General features: G+C 39.2%; 10 protein-coding genes and 1 pseudogene. 10 read left to right on the plus strand and 1 reads right to left on the minus strand.

What is annotated here, in order from left to right; all coding sequences use genetic code 11:
* The 4 genes and pseudogenes from FB379_RS17760 to arsC form a co-directional block, all read left to right on the plus strand.
* Positions 1-233 (plus strand): annotated as a pseudogene (locus FB379_RS17760) (hypothetical protein); the annotation flags it as partial.
* A gap of 545 nt (positions 234-778) precedes the next feature.
* The gene (locus FB379_RS17765; protein WP_144598537.1) at positions 779-1,126 is read left to right on the plus strand and encodes an ArsR/SmtB family transcription factor; all 348 of its coding nucleotides are present in this window, start codon (positions 779-781) and stop codon (positions 1,124-1,126) included.
* 31 nt (positions 1,127-1,157) lie between these two features.
* Positions 1,158-2,219: an ACR3 family arsenite efflux transporter gene (gene arsB / locus FB379_RS17770; RefSeq protein WP_144598538.1), complete on the plus strand. Its 1,062-nt coding sequence runs from the start codon at positions 1,158-1,160 to the stop codon at positions 2,217-2,219.
* 19 nt (positions 2,220-2,238) lie between these two features.
* The gene (arsC, locus tag FB379_RS17775; protein WP_144598539.1) at positions 2,239-2,661 is read left to right on the plus strand and encodes an arsenate reductase (thioredoxin); all 423 of its coding nucleotides are present in this window, start codon (positions 2,239-2,241) and stop codon (positions 2,659-2,661) included.
* A 468-nt stretch (positions 2,662-3,129) separates the two neighbouring features.
* Here arsC and pdxR read toward each other — a convergent pair whose 3' ends face one another.
* Complete coding sequence (pdxR, locus tag FB379_RS17780; RefSeq protein WP_144598540.1) at positions 3,130-4,581, minus strand: MocR-like pyridoxine biosynthesis transcription factor PdxR; 1,452 nt, start codon at positions 4,579-4,581, stop codon at positions 3,130-3,132.
* Between the two features lie 143 nt (positions 4,582-4,724).
* Between pdxR and FB379_RS17785 the strand changes: the two genes are divergently transcribed.
* The 6 genes from FB379_RS17785 (at position 4,725) to FB379_RS17805 (ending at position 9,399) form a co-directional block, all read left to right on the plus strand.
* Positions 4,725-5,351: a LysE/ArgO family amino acid transporter gene (locus FB379_RS17785; RefSeq protein WP_144598541.1), complete on the plus strand. Its 627-nt coding sequence runs from the start codon at positions 4,725-4,727 to the stop codon at positions 5,349-5,351.
* 170 nt (positions 5,352-5,521) lie between these two features.
* A complete protein-coding gene (locus tag FB379_RS17790; protein WP_144598542.1) occupies positions 5,522-6,664 on the plus strand; it encodes an aminotransferase class V-fold PLP-dependent enzyme in 1,143 nt (380 codons plus the stop codon).
* A 263-nt stretch (positions 6,665-6,927) separates the two neighbouring features.
* Positions 6,928-7,374: a MarR family winged helix-turn-helix transcriptional regulator gene (locus FB379_RS17795; protein ID WP_066251755.1), complete on the plus strand. Its 447-nt coding sequence runs from the start codon at positions 6,928-6,930 to the stop codon at positions 7,372-7,374.
* Positions 7,375-7,679: 305 nt separating this feature from the next.
* The gene (locus FB379_RS18510) at positions 7,680-7,817 is read left to right on the plus strand and encodes a hypothetical protein (protein WP_158640220.1); all 138 of its coding nucleotides are present in this window, start codon (positions 7,680-7,682) and stop codon (positions 7,815-7,817) included.
* 149 nt (positions 7,818-7,966) lie between these two features.
* Entirely contained in the window at positions 7,967-8,761 is a 795-nt protein-coding gene (locus FB379_RS17800) for an arsenite methyltransferase (protein ID WP_066251753.1), read from the plus strand.
* Between the two features lie 146 nt (positions 8,762-8,907).
* A complete protein-coding gene (locus FB379_RS17805) occupies positions 8,908-9,399 on the plus strand; it encodes a GNAT family N-acetyltransferase (RefSeq protein ID WP_066251750.1) in 492 nt (163 codons plus the stop codon).
* Positions 9,400-9,527 lie beyond the last annotated feature (128 nt).

Here is a 9,527-nt window from a genome sequence, read left to right on the forward strand (position 1 = left end):
TGGTGGCCCCGATGAGGGGGATTGCGAACCTACGTTCCCAACCCCCTCATCGGGGAATTCTAAGAATTTCTCCCACAAACATTTTACTCACACTCGGAGATTTTGCCGTTCGAAATGGCTATTATCGTTATCAACCGGATATTATGCTTGCTACAGTTGTTATCATGATCATTTTAGTTTCCATTATTCAAATTAGCGGCAGCCGTTTAGCCAGTTTTTTGGATAAACGATAAGCTAAACGGAGTCATTTATTGCGGGATTTTTGAACATAGTGTCTTAACAAAATGATGATTCGTTTCAAAGCATTGCTTGAATCGAGATCTTCTATAAAGTTTTAGTAAAATCCAGTCTCGCATAAGAAAATGCGATAAACAATTGTTCCCCCTCTTTTAATTTTATATAGATGAAGGAAGCTGTTGACATGGGTTATTGTTCAACAGCTTCTTGTTTTAAACATAGTATTGGCTTCTTAAAAAAGTAGGGAATTTTAACGTTTTATTTTTTTCCTCATAATCAATTGTGTAAGTTATTTGCACTGACTTTAAAAATTTCTTTCACACTTTCGGGTCAATTATAAAGATTATGTTAAAAATCGTATTTTCCGTTGATTTATATAAGTATATTGTTATATGCTTATTGAAGTTAAGGAAATGATAATACTAAACAGTATTCATGTCGTGGATATGAAAAGACATTTTTTAGTGTGCGATGAACCATAAAGTAGATTGATATATAAGTAAATATTTATATAACTATATATGTATAGGGGGTGTTCCAAATGCAAAAAGTAGTGGTGGAAATAGAAAAAGCAGCACACGTTTTAAAGCTACTCGGTGATAAAACACGTTTAACGATTATGGCCATTTTAAAGAAACGCGAGTGTTGCGTCTGTGAGCTTCTAGAAGTATTTGATATGAGTCAGCCGGCTATTAGTCAGCATTTACGCAAGTTAAAAGATGCAGGATTAGTAAAAGAAGATAGAAGGGGGCAATGGATTTATTATTCTCTCAATCTAGAAAATGAGTTATATGATTTCATTCAAGAAATTCTGCAGCACATTCCAGATCAAACAGAGAATATTCGTAAGATTGAGGAAACCAACCCTACACTCCGTTGTGGTTGTTAACCTATTAATTTTAATTTAATTGGGAGGGAAAATGAATAATACGGGGAAAAAACGCCTATCGTTCTTGGATCGATATCTAACGCTTTGGATTTTCCTAGCTATGGCAGCAGGAATTGGCTTTGGATCTGTCTTTCCGGGCTTTGTAGACGCAATAAACAGTTTACAGGCAGGAACCACATCGATTCCAATTGCCATTGGTTTAATTTTCATGATGTATCCTCCGTTAGCAAAAGTTCGCTACGAGGAGATGGGACGCGTCTTTAAAGACATAAAAGTATTGGTTTTGTCCCTTGTACAAAATTGGATTATTGGACCAATATTGATGTTTGTATTGGCGATTGTATTTTTGCCGGATAAGCCGGAATACATGGTCGGACTCATCCTAATCGGTCTGGCACGTTGTATTGCGATGGTGATCGTCTGGAATGATTTAGCGAAAGGAGACAGAGAGTACGCAGCTGGGCTTGTAGCGTTTAACTCTGTATTCCAAGTGCTATTTTACTCTGTTTATGCGTATGTGTTTGTAACAATCATTCCAGAATGGTTAGGACTAGAAGGTGCTGTCGTTCATATTACAATGACGGAAGTCGCCAAGTCGGTGTTCATTTACTTAGGAATTCCGTTTCTTGGCGGAATGGTGACGCGCTTTTTGTTGGTAAAAGCAAAGGGCAGACAATGGTATGAAAAAGTATTCATTCCAAAAATCAGCCCGATTACATTGATTTCTTTATTGTTTACGATTATCGTCATGTTCTCTTTAAAAGGAGATGCTATCGTAAGTTTGCCGTTGGATGTAGTGAGAGTCGCCATTCCATTGTTCATTTACTTTGTATTGATGTTTTTCGTTTCCTTCTTCTTGGGGAAGAAATTTGGAGCGAGCTACCCTGTCACCACCACACTTGCCTTTACAGCCGGCAGCAATAACTTTGAGTTAGCGATTGCTGTAGCTGTTGGCGTGTTTGGGATCCATTCTGGTGCAGCATTTGCAGCTGTCATTGGACCACTTGTGGAAGTGCCTGTCATGATTGCATTGGTCAACGTAGCATTATGGTTTAAACGAAAATACTTTAAAACCGAATCAGTATCATACTAACAACAAAGGTGGAATGAACATGAAAGACAAAAAGACGATTTACTTCTTATGCACTGGCAACTCTTGCCGCAGCCAAATGGCAGAAGGATGGGCAAAAAAATATCTTGGCGACGAGTGGGAAGTGTACAGCGCCGGTATCGAAGCTCACGGATTAAATCCAAACGCGGTAAAAGTCATGAAAGAAGTAGGAATTGATATTTCGAACCAAACATCGGATATCATTGATCCGGAAATTTTAAATAAAGCGGATTTGGTCGTAACATTATGTGGTCACGCCGCAGACCATTGCCCGGTAACACCTCCGCACGTGAAACGCGTACATTGGGGATTCGATGATCCTGCGAAGGCAGAGGGGACAGAAGAAGAAAAATGGGCTGTGTTCATGCGTGTTCGCGATGCGATTGGTGAAAGAATTAAACGTTTTGCTGAGACTGGTGAATAATTTCCTTCAGTCCCTCTATATCAATAACAAAAAGAGCCTGGAGAACTTTCTTGGGCTCTTCGTGTTTTTTAGGAGAAGAATTAGACAATTAACGAAAAAGTCATATAGCATTGGCTGTTGCAAGACAATATCAACATTAAGATTAATAGATTTGCTGCAATGGGGCAGATTTTAGGGAGAAAAATAGATATTTAATTTAGGTAAAAGTTTTAAGGGATTTATAGTACGATTTGAGGCTTCAATTATTACATTTTTGAAACACCGCCCGATTTCTAACATTATTTTATTTTGGTTATGTGTAGTTTAAGTGGGGCTTGAAAGAATAAAATCGAGAAAGCTTCCGATACAAGCGTCGATTCACAATCGCCTGAATGTGGGACCTATTCAAGTTTCGATATTGGCTGTTTTATACGAGATGTTGATGTATGCGATGGATTCAACTACCGCTATGGAACGCACGTTAAAGAGTTAGGTGATTAGTTGTCGGATGACTTTCGAAAGACGGAACATTCCTTTCTCCAGGTCAGCTAAAGAAGCGTAGGAATAAGAAAGGCGAAGGTACTGGGCTGCATGCTTATCATAGACATTTCCTGGATTTAATAGAATTCCATGCTCTAATGATTTTTCAAAAAGTTCCCGTATGGAGATTGAAGGCAATATGCGCAGCCATATATAAAAACCACCTCTAGGAACAGTCCAGGTCGCAATATCGGAAAAATACCTCTGTAATAAATCAATCATGATCTCTCTTCGAACCTTCAATTCTTTTCTGACCTCTTCCAAATGTTGATGATAGAGCCCGCTTGCTAGCCATTCCGCAACTGCCCATTGAGACAAGGAACTGGATCCGTAATCGGTTTGCATTTTAATATCCGCCAATCGCTCAATAACAGGCTTCGGTCCGACTATCCAGCCGATTCTCAGACCGGGACTCAATGTTTTCGACATGCTCCCAAGATATAAAACAAGCCCATTTTTATCGATGGCTTTCAATGGTGGGGGAGGCGGTGAATCGAGCCAGAGTTCTCGGTATACGTCATCTTCAATAATCGGCAGCCGCTCCTTTTCGCATACATCGATCAGTTTTCTCCGTCTTTCTTCGGACATCAAAATTCCTGTTGGATTATGAAAGGACGGAATTGTATAAAGCAATGAAGCATTTTGCCGCTTTTTTTGTTCCGAAATCTTATTTGCTTGAATTCCATGCTCATCTAAAGGAAGTCCAAATAATCGCATTTCGACAGATTGAAATACATGCAGGGAATACAGGTACGATGGTTTTTCCAGAAAGATCGTAGCACCTCGCCGCAATAGACCTATTGATATCAATTGCAATGCCTGCAGAGCTCCTGACACAATCAAAATGGAAGAAGGGGAAGCTTCAATCCCGATGGTTTTCAAATATCTACTGAGCTGTTCCCTGAGAAAAAGCAGCCCTTTCGGTTCCTCGTAGCCAAGTGAATCAATGTGCCCCGTCAGCTTTTCAAATACTTGTTTCATCATCTCACGTGGAAATAAATCTGGAGAAAGCTCTCCTGTTCCTAGCCGGATGATATTTGAATCAAACTCTGCTTTATTGATTTCCTGTATCGTAGGCAAATTAGGATAATAACTCCCCGCTTGCACATAGGAATTCCAGTCTGGGGGAGGGGTAGAGGTCATCAAAGACCACGAATTGTTAATAATCTTGGTACCGCTCCCTCTTTTTCCTTCCAGCAATCCATCAGCAATCAATTCTTCCATAGCCGCCACGACCGTACTGCGGTTCACTCCGAATACTTTGGCCAATGTGCGTTGAGGAGGGATTTTTGTCCCTAAAGTCCATTCTCCTGTTTCAATCTTTTCTTTAATATATTCTTTGATCTGGATATAAAGGGGAACTGGAATCGATTTGTCCGGCTTCCAATCTAATTCATTCATGAAAAAATACTCTCCCTTTACAATCATATGAGTCGATTATACAACTTGGTTGGTATTGAATCCATCCAATTGGTTGGAGACAATAATCGATTTCCGAGTAAAATTGTATTCATATGCATTGCAATAGGAGAGGAGGGATTGGAATGGCGGAAGCCTTTATTCACGGACTTATTCTTGCATTTGGACTTATTCTTCCTCTTGGCGTCCAAAACGTTTTTATTTTTCATCAAGGAGCTCTTCAGAAACACTTCATTCATGCGCTCCCAGCCGTTTTAACTGCATCACTATGTGATACACTTTTAATCATCCTTGCTGTTTTCGGAGTATCTATTATGGTCTTGGGTTCTTTTTTGATCAAAACGATTATGCTGTGCTTTGGGATTTTATTTTTGTTATACATGGGGTGGAGCACTTGGAAAAGTACCCCTTCTGCTGTTAAAGAGAATAACGGAAAAACAGCTAAGGAAACTTTTACACCATTCAAACAAGTTGTGTTTTCAGCATCGGTCTCGCTGCTCAATCCACATGCGATCATGGATACGATTGGAGTGATCGGAACGAGTTCACTTCAATACAATGAAGGGGAAAAAGCAGCTTTTGCACTTGCCTGTATTCTAGTTTCCTGGATCTGGTTTGCGGGGCTGGCTTTGGCAGGGCGGAGAATAGGGGATCTAGATCAATCTGGACGTTTGATGAGTGCTTTCAACAAAATTTCCGCGCTCGTCATGTGGGGAGCAGCGATTTATATTGGATTCACACTGGCAAAATAAAAACAGGAGTTTACAGTAGAGGTTTCATTACTCCAAATAGTAAACTCTTGTAAGTCTATGAAACAGGATAATAAACTAAAAGAAAAAACCCAGTTGCTGATTACTATAATAATCGGGAGACCAATAACTAGGAGAAAATTTTTTTGCGGAGTTGAAGGGAGGAGATAGGATTGAAACACCCGTATGCTCATTATCGTTCTTTATTTCCTGTTTTAGCATCGAAAATCCATCTGGCGAGCTGTTCGCAAGGAGCCATTTCAAAAACTGTGTCCGAATCGATTGAAGCGTATATGAATAGTTTGCTAACGGCGGGGGTTAATTGGAATCAAGCAATAAAAGTAGTTGAACAGGCAAAATACCGTTTTGCAAAATTAATCGGTGCTGAACCTAATGAAATTGCTGTATTATGCTCGGTCTCTGACATTTTTTCTGCTATTGCCTCTTCACTTTCTTTTGAAAAAGGGAAAAATATCATTGTGACGACAGATATGGACTTTCCAACCGCCGGTCATGTATGGCTCGCTCAGGAGAAATTTGGAGCAAAGGTCAGATTTATTCCTTCTCAACAAGGAGTCATTCCTTTAGAATATTATGAACGTTATGTAACGTCTGACACACTTGTCACATCCATTTCCCATGTCTGTTATTACAACGGTTTTAAACAAGATCTCAAAGCGATTGCAGACATTGTTCATCGTAAAGGTTCACTTCTTTTTGTTGATGCATATCAATCTGCTGGACAGGTGCCTATTGATGTAAAGAAAATGGATATCGACATATTGGCAGCAGGAACAAGGAAATACTTGTTAGGTATTACGGGAATATCCTTCCTATACATAAAAGCTGAATTGGCAGAGAAATGGAAGCCGCGCGTCACAGGATGGTTTGGTCAGGAGGATCATTCGAAATTCAATGTTCATCAAATTATACCAGCAGCTGGAACACGTCGTTTTGAGACTGGAACGCCTTCTTTTATAAGCGCTTATGCAGCAGCTGCCGCTATTCGTTTACTTCTTGAAATAGGAGTGGAGAATATATCTTCTTATTTAAACCTATTAGCTCAATTCGCATTAGATTATGGACAAGAAAAAGGATTACACACTGTTACTCCTTTATCGGCTCACAAAAGAGGCGGCATAACTGCTTTTTATGTAAAAAATGCTGGGCAAATAGAATCGATCTTGAAAGAGAGAAATATCATTGTTTCTGCTAGAAACGACGTCATCCGAATCGCTCCTCATTTTTACAATACGCAGGATGATATTCGGCAAGCAATTGACGAGCTAACAACTGTTTTAACAGCGAATAAATAAGCAGCACAGGTCTAGGTACTGAAAGACTCGAAACTTTTGCATGGTTCCAATAACAATATATGAGTGGTTTAAAGCGGACAAAAGATTTGTGTGAATAGTCTATTTTTAACTTTATAGTGCAAAATTCAGCTAGTTTCATAACTAATGTCTTAACAGTTTTTTTCGGCTCCATTCAACGATCTGATGGAGCTTCAGTTTATTATTAAAAATGATTATTTGCAAATCGCAAATAATATAGTATAAATAAATATAGAGGTGAAAAAATGGAAAACGTTAGAGAGCTTTTTCAAGTGATGACACGTCGTTTTGGATTGCTGAATAAAAATTGCTGTTCTATTGATGGTGTTGATATTTCTCTCGTTCAAAGCCATATTCTATATGAAATTGATAAAAGAGAATACCCTTCTATGCAACAAGTGGCCGAAGTATTGGGAATGGATATTACGACATTCAGCAGACAGATTCAAAATTTGGTCAAAAAGGGTTTAGTAAAAAAAACGCCGCTCCCTGAAGATCGAAGAGTATACACGTTATCTCTAACCAACGAGGGAAAATTTATAGCAACAACTATCGATCGAGAAATCAGACAATATTTAGAAGAGGTATTTTCACACATGACGGAATTTGAGAAAGAAACAGTAATTCGTTCGATTAAATTGTTGAATGAGTGCATGGGAAAATCGAGCGTATGTTGCAAACCATTATTTTAAGGCAAGCTATCTTGGCTTGCCAATTCGTTAAACTTATATTTGCATTTTTCAAATAAAATAAAAGAGATAAGATTATTCGAAAATTTCTTTCTGTTTCGTTGGAATGAACTCTTTTATTTTTAGTATTTTGATTGTTATTCACTTTTTAGATAGATATATTCAGGCTTGAAAAATACGGATTGAAAGTCAAGCTATGCAAAGTAATGGCGAAAGGAGAGATAAAGATTAAAAAGGAAACATGAGAGAAGATTTACAGGACACCTTTTACTATTTGCTTTTGGGTTCAGGCGTTGGAGCCGTTATTCATGGCGCTGTACCGACAGAATGAATTTCAATCTAAATGGGGGTGTATTGCTGCAATCATCGAAAATCCTTGGAATGTCCGTCTTTTCGTGATTCCTATCTCGCCAATGTTGATTACAATGAGCATGACATTGCATTGATGATTAACTGAGAAGCTGCAAGCTTACCGGGATATCAATATTGCACAGTATCTTTAAAAAAAAACTAGTCTTTGCGTTTGTAGGCTCTGTCATGACGATGGCAGGGTTATTAGGATTTTTATTCTATCTTATTTAAGGAGTGATCACTTATGAATCACATGAATAACGATCAAATCCGGCAAAATGTCCGAAACCGCTATAAGAAAATTGCGATGCAGGAAGTGAATTCTGGGGGGTGTTGTTCAGTCAGTTCCGGAGGTTGTGGTACACCTAAGGAGGTATCGGCAAAACTAGGTTATTCGGATGAGGAATTATCTGCCGTACCAGAAGGAGCCAATCTTGGACTTGGCTGCGGCAACCCGCTGGCAATTACGGAATTGAAACCTGGAGAAGTAGCGTTGGATCTTGGTAGCGGTGCTGGATTTGATTGCTTTCTGGCGGCACAACAGGTTGGAGAAACCGGCCGCATCATTGGTGTAGATATGACGCCAGAAATGATCAGCAAAGCTCGGAATAATGCTGCCAAGAATGGTTATACCAACACCGAATTTCGATTAGGAGAGATTGAACATTTACCGGTTGCAGATGGTACGGTTGATGTTATTATTTCCAATTGTGTCATTAATCTTTCTCCAGATAAGCCCCAAGTGTTCAAGGAAGCCTATCGTGTGCTGAAACCAGGTGGTCGCCTCGTCATTTCCGACGTTGTAGCGACAGCAGAGCTTCCATCGGAAATCAAAAACAATATGGATGTCTTGTATTCGAGCTGCGTATCAGGAGCAGCATCAATTAGAGAACTGGAATCATTGTTGCAACAGAGTGGATTCACACATATCACCATTGAACCGAAAGATGAATCGAAGGAGTTTATCAAAGACTGGGTGCCTGGAGCGAACTTCGAAGATTACATAGTTTCTGCGGTCATAAAAGCAATGAAACCTTAAAAAACGCGGTGTAACAGATCAGAAACCGTACCGTTATGGATGTTGCCCTTCTACATTTAATCGTAAGTGTTGTTTTTGTGACATAGAAAAGGCAGTAGGGCGATTCCTAGTGCCTTTTCTATATAAAAAATAAGGAGAGATTAAATATGAACATTCGCAGCTTTTACAAAGAGGATTGGCTGCAAGTGAAGGAAATTTACGAGCAAGGAATTGCGACAGGACAAGCAACGTTTGAAACGACAGTGCCATCATTCGAAAAATGGGAGTCGACAATTGCGGAAAACTTGTGTCTGGTTGCTGAAGATGAAAAAGGTATTCAAGGCTGGTGTAAGATCAGTAAAGTATCAGATCGCTGCGTATATGCAGGAGTAGGAGAGGTGAGTGTGTATGTTCGAGATGTGAGCCGAGGAAATGGTGTTGGAAAACAACTTCTACAAGCCATGATCAAAGAATCGGAAGCAAAAGGATTTTGGACATTAAATGCAGGGATTTTCCCTGAAAACATACCAAGCTTACGTTTACATCAAAGTGTTGGATTTCGTGAAGTTGGTATACGACAACGTTTAGGAAAGTTAAATGGCGTATGGCGTGATGTTGTATTCCTTGAACGCCGCAGCAAAATTGTGGGTATAGATTAATCGTTGCTTTAAAAAAATGATAAACATTTCATAGTTTTCTAAAACACTTTCAAGAGTTTCTAAATGCTCCTTCTCTTTTTCTTTAGCAACGGAATAAAATATTCTTTCAACGGTTGTATAAGGTATTT

Source organism: Aeribacillus composti (assembly GCF_007827555.1).
GTDB classification, from domain to species: Bacteria; Bacillota; Bacilli; order Bacillales; family Aeribacillaceae; genus Aeribacillus; species Aeribacillus composti.